This is a genomic window from Rhodococcus sp. PSBB066 (assembly GCF_017068255.1).
In the GTDB taxonomy this organism is placed as follows: Bacteria; Actinomycetota; Actinomycetes; order Mycobacteriales; family Mycobacteriaceae; genus Rhodococcus; species Rhodococcus aetherivorans.
Genome location: NZ_CP070859.1, coordinates 1,694,129 through 1,710,655 on the forward strand (window position 1 = coordinate 1,694,129; position 16,527 = coordinate 1,710,655).

14 protein-coding genes and 1 pseudogene are annotated in these 16,527 nt (G+C 71.0%); 8 read left to right on the forward strand and 7 right to left on the reverse strand.

Annotated features, from left to right (window positions below; translation table 11 throughout):
• Positions 1 to 1,632, reverse strand: coding sequence for an acyl--CoA ligase family protein (locus JYA75_RS07930; protein ID WP_006930314.1), 1,632 nt, complete (start codon positions 1,630 to 1,632; stop codon positions 1 to 3).
• Between the two features lie 269 nt (positions 1,633 to 1,901).
• Here JYA75_RS07930 and JYA75_RS07935 point away from each other — a divergent pair, with 269 nt between their 5' ends.
• Positions 1,902 to 2,738 carry a LuxR C-terminal-related transcriptional regulator gene (locus JYA75_RS07935; RefSeq protein WP_037202046.1) on the forward strand — a complete coding sequence of 279 codons (837 nt, stop codon included), beginning with the start codon at positions 1,902 to 1,904 and terminating at the stop codon, positions 2,736 to 2,738.
• Between the two features lie 213 nt (positions 2,739 to 2,951).
• Here the strand turns inward: JYA75_RS07935 and JYA75_RS07940 are convergent, their stop codons facing one another.
• The 3 genes from JYA75_RS07940 to JYA75_RS07950 are packed head-to-tail and all read right to left on the reverse strand — an operon-like array spanning position 2,952 to position 5,190.
• Positions 2,952 to 3,281, reverse strand: coding sequence for a cupin domain-containing protein (locus JYA75_RS07940; RefSeq protein WP_029546350.1), 330 nt, complete (start codon positions 3,279 to 3,281; stop codon positions 2,952 to 2,954).
• On the reverse strand, positions 3,278 to 4,492 hold the full coding sequence (locus JYA75_RS07945) for an ATP-binding protein (protein ID WP_006942829.1): 1,215 nt from the start codon (positions 4,490 to 4,492) through the stop codon (positions 3,278 to 3,280). The genes JYA75_RS07940 and JYA75_RS07945 overlap by 4 nt, the downstream gene beginning before the upstream one ends.
• The gene (locus tag JYA75_RS07950) at positions 4,489 to 5,190 is read right to left on the reverse strand and encodes a response regulator transcription factor (protein ID WP_029546345.1); all 702 of its coding nucleotides are present in this window, start codon (positions 5,188 to 5,190) and stop codon (positions 4,489 to 4,491) included. The genes JYA75_RS07945 and JYA75_RS07950 overlap by 4 nt, the downstream gene beginning before the upstream one ends.
• A gap of 205 nt (positions 5,191 to 5,395) precedes the next feature.
• Here JYA75_RS07950 and JYA75_RS07955 point away from each other — a divergent pair, with 205 nt between their 5' ends.
• From JYA75_RS07955 to JYA75_RS07970, 4 genes are all read left to right on the forward strand, one after another.
• Complete coding sequence (locus JYA75_RS07955) at positions 5,396 to 5,632, forward strand: SHOCT domain-containing protein (protein ID WP_050036451.1); 237 nt, start codon at positions 5,396 to 5,398, stop codon at positions 5,630 to 5,632.
• A gap of 54 nt (positions 5,633 to 5,686) precedes the next feature.
• Positions 5,687 to 7,219: a multicopper oxidase family protein gene (locus tag JYA75_RS07960; RefSeq protein ID WP_275408351.1), complete on the forward strand. Its 1,533-nt coding sequence runs from the start codon at positions 5,687 to 5,689 to the stop codon at positions 7,217 to 7,219.
• Positions 7,220 to 7,236: 17 nt separating this feature from the next.
• On the forward strand, positions 7,237 to 7,692 hold the full coding sequence (locus JYA75_RS07965; RefSeq protein WP_168580161.1) for a hypothetical protein: 456 nt from the start codon (positions 7,237 to 7,239) through the stop codon (positions 7,690 to 7,692).
• 404 nt (positions 7,693 to 8,096) lie between these two features.
• On the forward strand, positions 8,097 to 10,487 hold the full coding sequence (locus tag JYA75_RS07970) for a heavy metal translocating P-type ATPase (RefSeq protein ID WP_168580160.1): 2,391 nt from the start codon (positions 8,097 to 8,099) through the stop codon (positions 10,485 to 10,487).
• A gap of 261 nt (positions 10,488 to 10,748) precedes the next feature.
• On the opposite strand, the gene JYA75_RS07975 is transcribed toward JYA75_RS07970, so the two are convergent.
• Complete coding sequence (locus JYA75_RS07975) at positions 10,749 to 11,015, reverse strand: hypothetical protein (RefSeq protein ID WP_050035965.1); 267 nt, start codon at positions 11,013 to 11,015, stop codon at positions 10,749 to 10,751.
• A 557-nt stretch (positions 11,016 to 11,572) separates the two neighbouring features.
• On the opposite strand from JYA75_RS07975, the gene JYA75_RS07980 reads away from it, so the two are divergent.
• Positions 11,573 to 12,286: a DUF305 domain-containing protein gene (locus JYA75_RS07980; RefSeq protein ID WP_029546334.1), complete on the forward strand. Its 714-nt coding sequence runs from the start codon at positions 11,573 to 11,575 to the stop codon at positions 12,284 to 12,286.
• Between the two features lie 104 nt (positions 12,287 to 12,390).
• Here JYA75_RS07980 and JYA75_RS07985 read toward each other — a convergent pair whose 3' ends face one another.
• The gene (locus JYA75_RS07985; protein ID WP_235431121.1) at positions 12,391 to 13,263 is read right to left on the reverse strand and encodes a F510_1955 family glycosylhydrolase; all 873 of its coding nucleotides are present in this window, start codon (positions 13,261 to 13,263) and stop codon (positions 12,391 to 12,393) included.
• A gap of 332 nt (positions 13,264 to 13,595) precedes the next feature.
• Here JYA75_RS07985 and JYA75_RS07990 point away from each other — a divergent pair.
• Positions 13,596 to 13,993, forward strand: a pseudogene (locus tag JYA75_RS07990) (M23 family metallopeptidase); the annotation flags it as partial.
• Between the two features lie 570 nt (positions 13,994 to 14,563).
• On the opposite strand, the gene JYA75_RS07995 reads toward JYA75_RS07990, so the two are convergent.
• A complete protein-coding gene (locus JYA75_RS07995; RefSeq protein ID WP_203329860.1) occupies positions 14,564 to 14,980 on the reverse strand; it encodes an archease in 417 nt (138 codons plus the stop codon).
• Between the two features lie 92 nt (positions 14,981 to 15,072).
• Between JYA75_RS07995 and JYA75_RS08000 the strand changes: the two genes are divergently transcribed.
• A complete protein-coding gene (locus JYA75_RS08000; RefSeq protein WP_044475639.1) occupies positions 15,073 to 16,494 on the forward strand; it encodes an RtcB family protein in 1,422 nt (473 codons plus the stop codon).
• Positions 16,495 to 16,527: the final 33 nt, after the last annotated feature.

Here is a 16,527-nt window from a genome sequence, read left to right on the forward strand (position 1 = left end):
TCAGGCCTGCGCCGAGTGCGCGGCCCGCAGCTCGAACTTGAGGATCTTGCCGGTCGGCGTCCGCGGCAGATCCAGCGGGAACACGATCTCCCGCGGCACCTTGTACCCGGCGAGCAACGTGCGCGTGTAGGAGATCAGCTCCTCGGCCGTCACGGTCTCGCCCTTCTTCAGGATCACGAACGCCTTGGGACGCTCGCCCCACTTCTCGTCGGGCACGCCCACCACCGCGACGTCCAGCACGGCCGGGTGGCTGACGATGGCCTGCTCGACCTCCACGGTGGAGATGTTCTCGCCGCCGGAGATGATGATGTCCTTGGCGCGGTCCTTGAGCTGGATGTATCCGTCCGGGTACATCACGCCCAGGTCGCCGGTGTGGAACCAGCCGCCCTTGAACGCCTCCGCCGTGGCCTCCGGATCCTTGAAGTACCCCGCCATGACGTTGTTGCCGCGCAGCACGATCTCGCCCATCGTCTGCCCGTCCGCGGGCACGTCGTTCATGTTCGCGTCGACGACCCGTGCGTTCTCCGCCTGCAGCATGCCCACGCCCTGCCGCGACAGGAGCGCCGCGCGTTCCTCGGCGGGCTTGTCGTCCCACGAGTCCTGGTATTCGCAGATCGTGTACGGCCCGTAGACCTCGGTGAGGCCGTACACGTGCACGACGGTCACGCCGATCGCCTCGAGCTGCGCGATCACCGTCGGCGACGGGGGCGCGCCCGCCGTGGTGATCCGTAGCGGCCGGTCCAGCCGGTGGGCCTGCGGGGCCTCGGCGATGGTCGAGCACACCGCGGGGGCGCCGCAGAGGTTGGTCACGCCCAGGTTGTCGATGGCGTCCCAGATCGCGTCCGCCCGCACGGCCCGCAGGCAGATGTGCGTGCCGGCGGCCGCCGTCACGGCCCACGGCGTGCACCAGCCGTTGCAGTGGAACATCGGCAGGGTCCACAGGTACTGCGTCTTCCCGTCGAACCCGTTGTGGAACGTCTCGCCGAAGGAATTGAGGTAGGCGCCGCGGTGCGTGTACATCACGCCCTTCGGCTTGCCGGTGGTGCCCGACGTGTAGTTCAGGGTGATGACCTGCTCCTCGTCGTCGACGCCCCAGGGCAGCGGGGTGTCGTCGAGGTCGTCGGCGGCGGCGAGGAACTCGTCGTACCGGGTGGTGACGATCCCGGCCGGCACGTCGGGGTACGGGACCGTCGAATCCGGCACCTCCACGACCGCCGTCAGCGACGGCACGCCGGCCGTGACACCGGCGACCGACCCCACGAACTCCGAGTCGACGAACAGCAGCGACGCCTCCGCGTGCCCGAGGATGTACTCGAGTTCGGGCCCGGCGAGCCGGGAGTTCAGCGCGATCAGCACGCCTCCGGCGAGCGGCACCGCGAAGTGCGCGATGAGCAGTTCCGGCACGTTCGGCGCCAGGAAGGCCACCCGGTCACCCGGCTGGATCCGGCTGCGCAGGACGCGGGCCAGGCGCTGCGCCTCGTCGGCGAACTGCGCGTACGTGTAGCGGCGGTCGCCGTGGACGATCGCGGTGCGGTCGGGGAACACGGACGACGAACGCTCGAGGAACCGCAGGGGGCTGAGCGGGGTGTGGTTCGCCGTTCGGGCGGTGGGGACGGACGTGGGGGTGGGCACGGATACCTCCGGGACTTCGGCACTCGGTCGGTGTACGCCATTGTGATCGCTGCAACACCGGAACGGGTGGAGGTTATGAGTCACGACAGATTCCCCGCTACCCTCCGAAGTGGGTATTCGCGGTCTCGGAGGTGGTTCCGGTGAGGTCTGTGTCGACGAACCCAGCGTCGACGAACCCAGCGTCGACGAGCACGGCGTCGACGAACCCGGCATCGACACGGGTCGGGACGCCGAATGTTGCGGCGACGCGCCAGGGCCCGCACGCGCACCTGCGGCCGAGCGACGAGGACGCCCTGCGCGCCGAGCTGCGGCAGCTGCAGATCTCGACCGGGATGCCCGTGCTGTTCGGTGGCACCGTGCACGGCGGGGACATGCTGCTGTCCGGTTTCGTCGGCACCCGCAGCGGCATCCTCCGCGACCTGGTGATCAGCTCCGAATGCGGGCTCGGCGGCAAGGTGGTCGCCGAGCAACGGCCCGGCGCGGTGTCGGACTACTTCAACTCCCCCCAGATCTCCCACGAGTACGACCGGGAGGTCGCGGGGGAGGGCATCGAATCGCTGCTCGCCGTGCCGGTGGTGGTGCGCCGCCGCACCCGCGCCGCCCTGTACGGCGGCCTGCGGACCAGCCTGCCGATCGGCGACGTGGTCGTCGAGCAGGTGATGCGGTCGGCCCGCAGGCTCGCCCGCGAGATCGAGATCCGGGACGAGGTGGACCGGCGGGTCGCCCTCATCGACAACGCCCGCGCCGCCGCCCCGTCCGCCGTGTCCGCGTCGGTGTCGGAGGGCATCACCGAGAGCTACCTGGCCCTGCGGGAGATCGCGGCACAGACGTCCGACCCGGGGATCGAAGCGCGCCTGCGGGAGGTCGAGGAGAAGCTGCGGACGCTGACCGGCGGGGCGGCCACACCGACGGTGCGGCTCTCGGCGCGGGAACGGGATGTGCTGGCGTACGTGGCGCTCGGGTGCCGCAACGCCGAGATCGCCGAGCGGCTGTCGCTGAGCGTGGAGACCGTCAAGAGCTACATGCGCAATCTGATGGGCAAGCTCGAGGTCGGCAGCCGGCACGAGGCGGTCGTCGAGGCCCGTCGGCAGGGCCTGTTGCCCTAGCAGGGCTTTGTCGCAGCCCACCTCCGGAGCGGACCGGGGCGGATTCCCGGCTCGGCGCCAGTCGGTAGCGGTGGGCAGCGCCGACATCGGACGTTCATCGCGTTCTTGGTGCCGTTCGAGGATCTGGGGATCGGGCAGAGCCCGATGCTGCAGCCGGAGCCGTCGCAGTGGGCGCAGCCGCTCCCCGGCGACGGGCTCTGAACCACCCGGAGGTCAGTACTTGGCGACGGTGAGCAGCGCGACCGTGTCGGCGACGGCGTCGATCCGGTGCCGGGTGCGGGGTAAGGCGATCAGGTCGCCGCTGCGTCCGTCCCAGCTCGTCCGGTCGGCGACGACACGGATGCGCCCGCGCAGGATGTACACCGTGGCCTCACCGGGACTGACGTGCTCGGCCATGGACTGTCCGGCCTGCAACGCCACGAGGGTCTGCCGCAGCACGTGTTCGTGCCCGCCGTAGACGGTCTCGGCGCTGCGGCCGCTGGGCGCGGCGGCGGCATGCGCGGCCAGGTGACGGGCGAGCGCATCGAGCGCAAGCTTCTTCATCGCCGCTCCCGGGGACCGGTGCCGGCGTGCACGGCACCCCGCGGAGGGGTGGTGCGCGCGCTGCTGCGGGCGCCTGCGGCGGTGGGCAGGTGCACGGTGAATCGGGCGCCGGTTCCGGCTCCGCCGCTGGAGGCGGTCAGCGTACCGCCGTGGGCTTCGACCAGGGCGCGGGCGATGGTCAATCCGATGCCGCTGCCGCCTTCTTGCCGTCGGCGGGCGGGGTCGGCACGGTAGAACCGGTCGAACAGATGACTCAGGTGCTCGGCGGCGATGCCGTCGCCGGTGTCGGTGACGGTGATCCCGGCTTCTCCGTCGACGGCGGTGGTGGCGACGGTGACCGTGCCCCCGGCGGGGGTGTGCCGCAGGGCGTTGTCGAGCAGATTGCCCAGCACCTGCCCGATCCGGTCCGGGTCGACCGTGACCGCGGCGGGGTGCTCGACGTCTTCGACCAGGGCGACGCCCTTGGCGGCGTAGCGGTCGGCGGCGACGCGGACCGCGGCGTCGACGAGGGTGCGGGTGTCGGTGGGCACGGGCGTGACGGACAGCCGGCCCTCTTCGGCGCGCGAGACCGCGCCCATGTCCTCGGCGAGCCGCCCGAGCCGGGCGGTGCTCGACCGCAGGACCGCGAGGGTCTCGGCGTCGGGAACCCGGATGCCGTCTTCGAGGGCCTCGAGGTGGGCATCGAGAGTGGCCAGCGGGGTGCGCATCTCGTGCGCGAGATCCGAGAGCATGCGCCGCCGGGTGGTTTCGACCGAGTCCAGCCGATCGGCGAGCTGGTTGAACGTCTCGGCGAGCTGGTCGAATTCGTGCCCGAGACCGGGTCCGGGCAGACGCACGCCGTAGTGGCCGCCGGCGATCTCGGTGGCCGAGGCGGCCACGCCGGTGACCGAGCGCTGCACCCTGCGGGTGAAGTACCAGCTCACCGCCAGCGCCATCAGCGCCGAGACCACCAGCGCGATGGCCAGCGAGATGATCATCGCCGAAGTGAACGCCTCCTCCACATGCGCCGCCTCGGTCGAGACGTGCTCGATACCTGCCTGCTCGAGGTGGTTGTGGAACAGTCCCGGGGCGACGGCGGCGGCCACCAGCCAGGCGCTGATCGCGCCGCCGACGACGACGATCGCCTGCGCGGCCAGTAGCCGGCTGCCGAATCCGACACTGCGGCGCCCGGGCCTCCGCCCTGCTGCCGCCGGTGGGGGTGGTGTGGTCACTGCCCGGCTCCCATGCGGTATCCGACCCCGCGCACGGTGCGCACGAAGACCCCGCGGGTGGCGTCGTCGCCGAGTTTGCGGCGCAGGTGCCCGATGTGCACGTCGACCAGGTGTTCGTCGCCGACCCAGCTCGGGCCCCACACCGCGGTGATGAGCTGCGCCCGGGTGAACACCATGTTGGGGTGTGCGGACAGCGCGGCGAGGAGGTCGAATTCGGTGCGGGTCAAGGCGATCGGGGTACCGTCGACCCACACCTCGCGGCCGGCCGCATCGAGGGTCAACGACCCGAACGTACGGCGGCCGGTATCGGTGCCGGACTGCGCGGGGGTGCGGCCGTCCCCGGTCGAGGGTCGGGGGCGCCGCAACATGGCCTGGATGCGGGCGATGAGTTCACGCGGACTGAAGGGTTTGGTCATGTAGTCGTCGGCGCCGACCGACAGGCCGACCAGGGTGTCGATCTCGTCGGCGCGGGCGGTGAGCATGACGACGTAGGCGTCGGAGAACGTGCGCAGCTGCCGGCACACCTCGATCCCGTCCAGGTGCGGCAACCCCAGATCGAGCACCACGACATCCGGATCGACCTGCCGGGCGCGCTCGACGGCGTCGAGCCCGTCGTGCACGAGCGTGACCTCGCAGCCGGCGCGTTCGAGGTAGGTGCCCACAACCCGGGCCAGCGCCACTTCGTCTTCGACCACCAGCGCCCGCAGGCCGCTCGGGGGGACCGCTGCGCTCGAGGCAGAGGCGGGGACGAGCTGATCGGAACCGGAGGCCATGTCCCATCGTGACCGCCGCGGCGGGCCGGTGGCGACGTTCTTCAGCGAACCTTCATCGAACGCCAACCCGCGGCGTCGGGTAACGGGCCCAGACTCGGATCCGGGCCTTTCGAGGAAGGGAGCGGCCGTGATGTGGGGATCGGGCGCAATGGGCTGGGCCGGCTGGATGGTGATGGCGCTGACGATGATCGGTTTCTGGGCGTTGGTGGCCTTCGGCATCGCCGCGCTGTTCCGCACCGGCCACCGCACCGGCACCCCGCCACCGCCGGCCGATCCGCTGCGCGTCCTCGACGACCGTTTCGCACGGGGCGAGATCGACGCCGACGAGTACCAAGCCCGGCGGCGGGCGCTGCGCCCCTACCGGTGAGCGGCGCCGACCTCGTGTCGTCCGTTGTCGTCCCAACGTTTCCAGGAGATGTGTGTGGTGCAGATGTCCCGCCGTATGTTTCTGCTCGGTGCGTCCGCGGCCGCCGGGGCGATGGCCCTCGGTGGGCCGGTCGGCTGCGCCCGCCCCGGTGTAGCGGGAAATCCGGTCGGGCCGGGCGCCGAGGCGGTGCGCCGGCTCGAGGCCCAACGCCGTACCACCGGGCAGGCGGTGGTCGCCGCGCATGTGACGGCGCGGCCTGTGCAGGTCGACCTCGGAGGTACGGTGGTCTCGACCTGGGGCTACGGTGACACGCTGCCCGGTCCGCTGCTGCGGGCCCGGGCCGGGGATCTGCTGCAGGTGCGGGTCGACAACCGGCTCGAGGTCGACACCAGCATCCACTTCCACGGCATCGCGATGAGCAACGACATGGACGGGGTACCGGGGCTCACGCAGGAGCCCATCGTCGCCGGGGAGTCGTTCACCTACGAATTCACGGCCCCGCATCCGGGCACCTACTTCTACCACTCGCATACCGGGCTGCAGCTCGACCGCGGCCTGTACGGGGTGGTGGTGATCGACGACCCGGCCGAGCCCGGCGGCTACGACGACGAATGGGTCGTCGTGCTCGACGACTGGGTCGACGGCACCGGCCGCACCCCCGACGATGTCGCCCGCGAACTCGGCATGCCGGCCCCCGGCCGGCCCGCCCCCCGTGCGGGTGGGATGGGCTCGATGATGGACCACGGCGCGATGGGCGGCATGGGCTCGATGATGGGTGCAGAGAGCATGCGCTCGGACCTGCTCGGCGGCGCCGGCGACGTGAACTACCCGTACTACCTGCTCAACGGCCGCACCCCCGTCGACCCGGTGACCCTGACCGCCGCCCCGGGGCAGCGGGTGCGGATCCGGCTGGTCAATGCCGCCTCGGACACCGCCTTCCGCGTCGGGCTCGGTGGACATGCGATGACGGTCACCCACAGTGACGGTTTCCCCGTGTCCCCCCGGAACACCGACGCGGTGCTGATCGGTATGGGCGAACGGTTCGATGTGCTGGTCACCCTCGCCGACGGGGTGTTCCCGCTCTACGCCGCCGCCGAAGGCAAACCCGGCCACGCGGTGGCCGTCGTGCGCACCGCCGCCGGGACGGCCGCCACCGATACCCGGCCCGGCGAGCTGGATCGGCGGGTGCTGCTCGGCACCGCCCTGTCCCCGGCCGAGCAGGTGCGGTTGCCCCGACGATCCCACGACAACTACCTGAGCGTCGACATGGGCGGCACGATGGCCCCGTACCGGTGGATGCTCAACGGCGCCACCTTCCCCGACACCGCGCCGCTGACCGTCGCCCAGGGACAACGGGTACGGATGCGGTTACGGAACATGTCGGCCATGTTCCACCCGATGCACGTGCACGGACACACCTTCGCCCTGGTCGACGGCGGAGCCCGCAAGGATACCGTGACGGTGCGTCCGATGCAGACTGTGGATATCGAGTTCGACGCCGACAACCCGGGCCAGTGGGCCCTGCACTGCCACAACGCCTACCACCAGGAAGCCGGAATGATGACGACCCTGTCCTACCGCGCCTGAGAAGACGGAGTCTGCGTATGACGACTCCTCCCGGCGAGCACCCCGCCACCGCCGAAGCCATGAGCACCCCACCGGCGGCCGTGCCGGCCCGCAAGGGCCCGCTGGCCGCGACCTGGAACGCCGTGTCCGCGGCCCTCGGCGCGGTGATGGGGCTGGCGCCGCACGTGCTGCACCACGTCGGCCTGATCGCCGGGGCCGCGCTGGTCACCGGCGCCGGGGGCAACCTGTTGTTCTTCGCCCTCGGGGTGGTGTTCTCGATTCCGCTGCTGCGCCGGCTGTATCGGCGGTTTGCCACCTGGAAGGCCCCGGCGATCGCCCTGGTGGTGTTCGCGGCGATGTTCTCGCTCTCGGCGTTCGTGCTCGGACCGGCTCTGACCGGCCCCTCGGCCCCGAACCCTGCACCGGCGCCGGGACCGAACTCGGTGCCGACGACCACCGTCCCGGCCGACCACGGCGAACACCACAGCGGCTGAGGGACTGTCACCGCAGGGCCCGGCGGTACCCGTTTCGGGGGATACAGAGTCTTCAACAGATCTTCACCGAACCACCAGCCGAAACCCCCACCGCGGCAGGAAGAGTCATCGGCGCACGGCTCCGGTACCCACCGACCCGCACATCGGGAATCCGAGGAGGCGAGATGGCTGATCATCGCCGGGGCACTGGTACCGACGAGCACGGACCCTGACCCGGGACCCGGACTTCTTCAACGGATCTTCATCCAACCACCAGAAGATGCCGGGTCGGGGCGGGGCAGACTCGGACTCGATCAGCGATGACCGTTCACCGGTGTCGGCTATCGGTACTGCGGTTCGGCGGAACCGCACTGCGTACGGGGCGAGTAACGCGTCCCCGCCATCAGAGGGAGGGACCGGATCGAATGAACCGAACCACCGTTCTCGAAGTAGGCGGCCTGCACTGGGCGACGTCGACGCCGGTCATCGAATCGACCCTGCTGCGCCGACCGGGAGTGACCGCGGTGGAGGCCAACGCGGTGAACCAGACCGCCACCGTCACCTACGATCCGGACCGCACGTCGGTGGCGGAGCTGTCGAAATGGGTGCGGGACTGCGGCTATCACTGCGCCGGCCGCTCGGTGCCCGAGCACGTGTGCGACCCGATGAGCGAACCGGCTCCGGGCCCGGGCACACCCGCACATCCCCCGCAGCCGGCGGCGCACGAGATGCCTGGCGGGCACACCGCGCAGGAGCTGATGGATCACGGCGGTCACGCCGGGATGTCGATGGACGCCATGGTCCGCGACATGCGCAATCGGTTCCTGGTGGCGCTGGTGCTGTCGATCCCGATCATGTTGTGGTCGCCGATGGGTCGCGAGATGTTCGGGTTCACCGTCCCGGCGCCGTTCGGCCTGCGCGACGACGTGTTCACCCTGTTGCTGAGCCTGCCGGTGATCTTCTACTCGTCGTGGATCTTCTTCGACGGTGCCTACCGGGCCTTGAAGGCGCGGACCCTGGACATGATGGTGCTCGTCGCCGTCGCGATCGGCACCGGCTGGCTCTACAGCGTGGGCGTGACACTGACGGGCGGCGGCGAGGTGTTCTACGAGGCCGCCTCCGTGCTGGCGAGCTTCGTGCTGCTCGGGCACTGGTTCGAGATGCGCGCCCGCGGCGGCGCCAACGATGCCATCCGGACCCTGCTCGAACTCGCCCCGCCGATGGCGGTGGTACTGCGCGACGGGCAGCCGGTGGAGATCCCCACCGCCGAGGTCGTGGTCGGGGACCTGCTCCTGATCCGACCGGGGGCGAAGATCCCGGTCGACGGCACCGTCGAGACCGGCAGTTCCGAGGTCGACGAATCCATGGTCACCGGGGAGTCCCTGCCGGTGACCAAGGCCGAAGGATCCGAGGTGATCGGTGCGTCGATCAACACCACCGGCACTCTGCGGGTACGGGCGACCAAGGTCGGCTCCGACACCGCCCTCGCGCAGATCGTCGCGCTGGTGCAGGAGGCCCAGAACTCCAAGGCACCCGGCCAGCGCCTGGCCGATCGCGCCGCATTCTGGCTGGTGCTCGTCGCCCTGATCGGGGGGCTGGGCACGTTCGTGGTGTGGTGGGCGGTCGACGGGGATGTGCAGCGGGCGCTGCTGTTCGCCATCACCGTCGTGGTGATCACCTGCCCCGACGCGCTCGGGTTGGCCACCCCGACCGCGATCATGGTCGGCACCGGTCTCGGCGCCCAGCGCGGCGTGCTGTTCAAGAACGCCGCTGCCCTCGAGACCTCGGCCCGCATCGACACCGTGGTGATGGACAAGACCGGCACCTTGACCAAGGGCGAGCCGGAGGTCACCGACGTCGTCGTCGACGGTCTCACCGAGGACGAGCTGCTGACCCTCGTGACGGCGGTCGAACGCGAATCCGAGCATCCTCTCGCCGGTGCGATCGTGCGCTATGCCGCCGCCCGCGGCCTTCCCGCGGTGTCGTTGGAGAACTTCCGCAACGTGCCCGGACACGGTGCGGTCGCCGAGGTGGCGGGCCGGCGGGTGGCCATCGGCAACCGCAAACTCATGGTCGCCGAGAACGTCGACTTCGGCGCGTTGATGGACCGGCGCGACGAGCTGGCTTCGACCGGCCGCACCGCGGTCCTCGTCGCTGTCGACGGCCGCGGCGTCGGGGCGATTGCCCTGGCCGACGCCGCCCGGGAGACCTCGGCCGAGGCGGTGGCGTCGCTGCACGAACTCGGCATCGAGGTGGTCATGCTCTCCGGCGACAACGTGGCCACAGCCCGCCGCATCGCCGGACAACTGGGCATCGACACCGTCATCGCCGAGGTGCTGCCCGGCGACAAGGCCGACAAGATCGCCGAACTGCAAAGAGCCGGGAAGAAGGTCGCCATGGTCGGCGACGGCGTCAACGACGCACCCGCCCTCGCGCAGGCGGATCTGGGGATCGCCATCGGTGCCGGCACCGACGTCGCGATCGAAACCGCCGATCTGGTGCTGATGCGCTCGGACCCGCTGGATGTGCCGATTGCGCTGCGCATCGGCCGGGGCACCTTGCGCAAGATGCGGCAGAATCTCGGCTGGGCGGTCGGTTACAACGTCATCGCGCTGCCGATCGCCGCCGGCGTGTTCGAGCCCGCCTTCGGGCTGGTGCTGCGCCCGGAGATCGCGGCGTTGTCGATGTCCGGCTCGAGCCTGATCGTCGCGGTCAATGCGCTGATGCTCAAGCGGCTGCGGTTGCCGTCCCCACCGCAGGAGCAACCGGCGCCGCGCCCGGCACCGGAGCCGATCCCTACCAGCCCGCACCGCTGACCTCACCGCGGTGTCGGCGCATCCAGGGGTCGACGCCAGGGTGGGATCGGGTGGCCGGCGCGGCCGTAGGATCGGTGGTGTGGTCCTCGTGTACGAGATCGCGCTCGTGCTGGTGTCCGTGCTGATCGTCTGGTTCTCGGTCTACGTGCTGTACCGCCTGGTCACCGACGACTCCGACGGTCGCCACTACCGCCGCTGACACCGCCGCTCCTGACCCGGCGCACCTGAGGTGGGCAGGGCGATTCGACCTGACTGCGGTCTTCACGCCCCCGGGCCGGGCCGATGGGTGTGCAGGGCGTCGAGACGGCGCCGGTACTCGTCCTCGTCGATCTCGCCGCGGGCGAAGCGCATGGCCACAATCTCTTCCGGCGTCGGGGCATGGGGCGCCGGCGGTGGTGTCGACCGGGGAGTCGCGGCGCGCACCAGCATCACGATGCCGACGATCACCAACGCCCAGAACGCCACCATCCCGACGGTCATGAGCACATAACCCCAACCGTTCATGCCGTTGCCGTACCAGAACATCATCGAAACCACCCTTCCTCGCCCTCGGTCGGCGCTACCGGACACCGGCTGTCCGACCCGGTCGGCCGCAGCACCGGCACCCCGCGTGGGGCAGCGGTGCGCGGTCCCGGTGTGTTCGCTGTCCACGGTGCCCGGCCTCGATGAGCTCTTCGCCGTCGTTTCCGTGAAGATCTGCTCAAGAACAGCGGCGATGGTCGCCCAGGCGTCCGGGTCGGTCGCCGATTGCCGGAGGGGCCGGGGCGGGAAGGGGCCGCAGCGTCCACGGTCCGGGCACGGAGCGCCGTGTGACCCCGGCTCCGGGCTCGGCGCGGTGGTTCTTCAGGAAATCTTCACCGAAAGGTCCGAGTTGTCGCCGGGTGCGGCTGCCAGGCTCGGATCCGGACGAGGTGCGGCCGGCCGGTCGGCCGCACCGCAGAGGGCGTATCACACCCGCAGTGGTCCGCGTCCCCCGCCGAGGGGTGAGGCGGGCCGGGTTTGCCGCAGCCGCTGTGGGGGATGCCTTCGCTATCGCGACCGTGGTGTCGGCCCGGTGCGTGTACACGACGGAAAGGAATGTTCTTGTGAGGAAGAAGTCTCTGGCCACCGGCGCAGTGGCGGTCGCTGCGGCGCTCACCCTGGCCGCCTGCAGCGACTCGGGCAACGATCAGGCCTCGCAGGCGAGCCCGTCGGCGACGGCGACCACCAGCGCCTCCGCCGAGACGGCCGCCGACCACAACCAGGCGGATGTGACCTTCGCCCAGCAGATGATCCCGCACCACAGCCAGGCCATCGAGATGAGCGACGTCATCCTGGCCAAGGAGGGCATCGACCCGCGGGTCACCGAACTGGCCCAGCAGATCAAGGCCGCCCAGGGCCCGGAGATCGAGCAGCTGCAGAGCTGGCTCACCGACTGGGGGCAGCCCACCATGCCCATGGGCACGACCAGCATGCCGATGGCCACTCCGAACATGCCCATGTCGTCCCCCGGGATGGAGATGCCCGGACACGACATGCCGATGCAGTCCACCACGATGCCCGGCGGCGGACAGATGGGTGGCGGCATGAGCGGGATGATGTCGGCCGAGGACATGACCGCCCTGCGCGACGCACAGGGTGTCGACGCGTCCCGCCTGTTCCTGACCCAGATGATCGAACATCACCGCGGCGCGATCGCGATGGCGCAGACCGAGGTCGACTCCGGGCAGAATTCCGATGCGGTGGCCATGGCGCGCACCATCGCCGAGACGCAGCAGCAGGAGATCACCACGATGGAGAACATTTTGTCCTCGTTGTGACCGCGAGAAAGCCGCCGCGATCGCGCGGTCGACACGGTGGGGCCCGGCACGCGGACGTGCCGGGCCCCACCGGTCAGCGGGGAGCACCGCCCGGTCCGACCGCGTCAGTTCAGTGTGTACAAGACCTCGGCCGTGGCGGCGTAGGCGGTGTCGAACCCGGTGGCGGTCAGCGCCTCCACCTGCCCGACGAAGGCCCGCTGCTCCCAGGCGGCGCCGTCCCGGCTGCGCCAGGCGTAGCCGTCGGCATCGATGCCCCACAGCCCGTCGCCGGTGCCGGCCAGCAGCACGAGGGCGGGTGCGTCCTCGACCGGGGTGAAGGTGCGTGCCAGGTCGGTGCTGCGCTCGAGCCCGGCCGGCGTGATCGCCCACACCGCGTCCGGGGTCAGGGCCAGGGCCGCGGCCGCCACGGTGGCACCGGCGCTCCAGGTGGCGCCGGCGTCGGTGGACACCCGGATGCCGCGGGTGCCGTCGAAACCGACCACCACGGTGCCGTCCGTGGCCAGGGCGTGGAAATCCACCTCTCCGAGCAGGGACCGGTCGGTCCAGGTGCGCCCGCCGTCGTCGCTGCGGCGCAAACCCAGCGGGTTGGGGCCGGGGTTCGACGGACCCGGATGGCCCGAGGCGACCAGCACGTCGCTGCCGGACACCCCGGCCAGCCCCATCAGATCGTCGTCGGAGGTGCCGACCTCGGTGGTGGCGCCGGACGGCGCGACCGCGACCAGTCCGCTGTGAGTGCCGGCCAGGATCGTGCCGGCGGAATCGACGCTCAGCCCGTGCACGTGATCGAGCGCCGGGGACAACGCAACGCGCGGTGCGGTGGCGGCGCCGGAGGGTACGGTCGCCGCGCGAGGGGCGTCGGGGGACGAGCACCCGGCCACGAGCAGGGCAGCTGCGGCCAACGCCGACACCGCGCCCGGCAGGCTCGTCCAGGTGCGCGCACGCGCCTTGAGGTCCATGGAGAACTGGTCGCGATTCATGCAGCTCGCTGCCGGAGCTGTTCGCGCACCCGCAGGCGCTCCTGCTCGGTCAGCACGATCGTCAGCGGCGACAGGTTCCGCATCTCCGCTCCTCTCACACTCGACAGACCGAGTGCCCTCAGTGTAGGGGGGACGGTAGCGGTCGAGAGCACGCGAGATTCGGGCAACCCCCGGCACCGGAGCCTGGGGCGCCGCCCGGCGGCGACGACGCGCCTGCTAGGGGCACACCCGATACGGCCCCCGGCAACAAGAGCGCCACCGGAGGGGAAGACCCCGGCGCCGCACCCGCAAGCCCCACCCTGCCGCGCCCGGCCGACGGCGGGCACTGGGGCGGGACCGGGCGGTCCGTCGCCCCGACCGCCGGGGTGATCACCTCCACCTTCGGGACGGGCGGGGACACGGAGGCATCGACATCGCCGATACCATGGGCGCACCGATCGTCGCCGTCGCCGACGGGGAGGTCATCAGCGCCGGACCGGCACAGGGCTACGGGCTGTGGGTACGCATCCGGCACGACGACGGCACGGTGACCACCTACGGCCACAACAACACCAACCTGGTGACGGCCGGGCAACGAGTCGAAGCCGGGCAGAAGATCGCCACCGTCGGAGATCGCGGCAACTCCACCGGACCCCACTTGCACTTCGAGGTCGAAGACCGCTCCGGCGCCAAGACCGACCCGGCGCAGTGGCTGGCCGACCGCGGCACCCCCATCATCGCTGCGGACTGACCTCCGAGCGGGCAACCGCACCGCTCCACTGGCACAGCCCGCAGCGCACCCACCCCAGGCGGCGCACGACAGCTCGAATGAACCGGTGCTACGCCATGCGCGCCGGCAGGTTCCGAAGTGCGGGGGTGCTGCGGCCCACTCCTGCCGTGTCCGGACACCGAAAGTCGAGATCTCGTGAAGATCTGTTGAAGAAGACGGATCTCGCACGCGAGGTGGCACATCGGGGAACAACAGAGCGTCATAGTGGGACGATCCCGCCCCCGAGGGTTACTCGGCTCCAGAAAGGTCACGGCCGTGAACATGATGGGCATGATGGACCAGGCGCACACCCTGCTGCACCAGCTGATGATGTGGCTCCACCAGATGGGCGGGATGCCCATGATGAACATGCCGATGTAGCGCAGCCGCTCGCCGGAGCTCGCCGACCACCCGGGTCTCGGCCCCGGCAACGGGCACCGGCCCAGCAGGCAATCCCGGCCATCTACAGCGGAAAGTCACAACGGCGAGGGCGCCCACACGGTCGCCTGCGCTCGGCGTGCCGCGACCGGTACTGCGGCGCTCGTCGCCGGTTCACACGTCCAGCGTCACCGAGCACGACCACCCTTCCGGTCCTCGGTCGAGGCGCAGCTCGTGGAGCGACACCGCCTTCGGGACCGCACCGATCTGGGCCACCGCGGCGGCGTCGACCATCGAGAACCGCGCCTCCGCTGTGCCGCCGCCGGATTCGACGACCACGTCGATCGGGATCTCCCCGGCCGTGTCGAGCAGATAGATCACCTCGTCGAGCACCGCGACGAGCAGGTCCTCGTCGCCGTCGGCCGTCAACGGGCGGTTGCGGACCCGGCCGGGTCCCGCGGACGAGATGTCGGCGAAGCTCGCGACGGCGCCGCGCACCGCCTGCGCGATGCACTCGTCACGGGTCGGTGCCCACGCCTCGATGCGCAGATCCGCCGTGTGCGGCACCGACCGGTACCCGCTTCCGTTCATGATTCGCTCCCGGGCCTGTGCAGCAGGCACTGCAGATCCTATGGTGGAACGAGGCCGCCGACGTCGCGTTCCCGCCCCCGGATCGGACAGTGATGAGGATCGTCGAGGAGACCCCGTACCGGTTCCGGATCGATCGGGCCGGCGCGATGCGCGTACCCGGGATCGTCTTCGCCGCCCGGTCCCTGCTCCCCGTCGCGGAGGGGGACGAGGCGCTCACCCAGGTCGCCAACGTCGCGACGCTGCCCGGCATCGTCACCGCGTCGTTCGCCATGCCGGACGTGCACTGGGGTTACGGCTTTCCCATCGGCGGGGTCGCGGCGACGGACATCGACGACGGCGGCGTCGTCTCCCCCGGCGGCGTGGGCTTCGACATCTCGTGCGGCGTGCGGCTCCTGATCGCACGCGACGCGGACCGGTCCGCCCTCGCGTCGCGCCTGGGTGTGTTGATGGACCGGCTCGGTCGCGTCGTACCGCGCGGCATGGAGACCCGGGGCGTGTGGGAACTCCCGGACCGTACCGTGCTGCGGCAGGTGCTCGCGGGCGGCGCCCGCTTCGCGGTGGAGCAGGGGCACGGCGTCGCCCGCGACCTCGAGCGGTGTGAGGACCGTGGCGTGTTGGACGGCGCCGACCCGGACTCGGTGAGCGACCGTGCCGTCGAGCGGGGCCTCGGTCAGCTCGGCAGCCTCGGGTCGGGAAACCACTTCCTCGAGGTCCAGGCCGTCGAGCGGGTCTTCGATCCGGACACCGCGCGGCTGATGGGGCTCGACGTGGGCACGGTGTGCGTGATGATCCACTGCGGATCCCGCGGCCTGGGCCACCAGATTTGCACCGACCATGTACGTGAGATGGGTAAGGCAATGGGCCGCTATGGGATTCACGTCCCCGACCGGCAGCTGGCGTGCGTTCCGGTCCGGTCGCCGGAGGGGGAGGCCTATCTCGGGGCCATGGTGGCGGCGGCCAACTACGGCCGGGCCAACCGGCAGTTGCTCACCGAGGCGGCCCGCCGGGTCTTCGAGGAATCGGCCGGCACGACCCTCGACCTTCTCTACGACATCTCGCACAACCTGGCGAAGATCGAGCGGCACGAGGTCGGCGGCCGGGTCCGCGCGCTGTGCGTGCACCGCAAGGGCGCGACGCGGTCCCTGCCGCCGGACCACCCCGACGTGCCCGCCGACCTCACCGATGCAGGGCAGCCCGTGCTCATCCCCGGCACGATGGGCACCGCGTCGTACGTGCTGGCCGGTGTCGCCGGGAACCCGGCGTTCTACTCCACCGCGCACGGGGCCGGTCGGGTGCAGAGCCGGCACCGTGCTGCCCGGCACACCGACGGCCGGGCGGTGCGCGACGCACTCGAGACGCACGGGGTGCTCGTGCGGGGAAGCTCGTGGCGGGGACTCGCCGAGGAGAAGCCGGAGGCGTACAAGGACATCGACGCGGTTGCGGAGGTGAGCGAACGTGCGGGCCTGGCCCGCCGGATCGCCCGGCTCGTGCCGCTCGGCGTCGTCAAGGGGTGAGCGGGCGACATCGTCCGCAGTCCACGTCTCGGC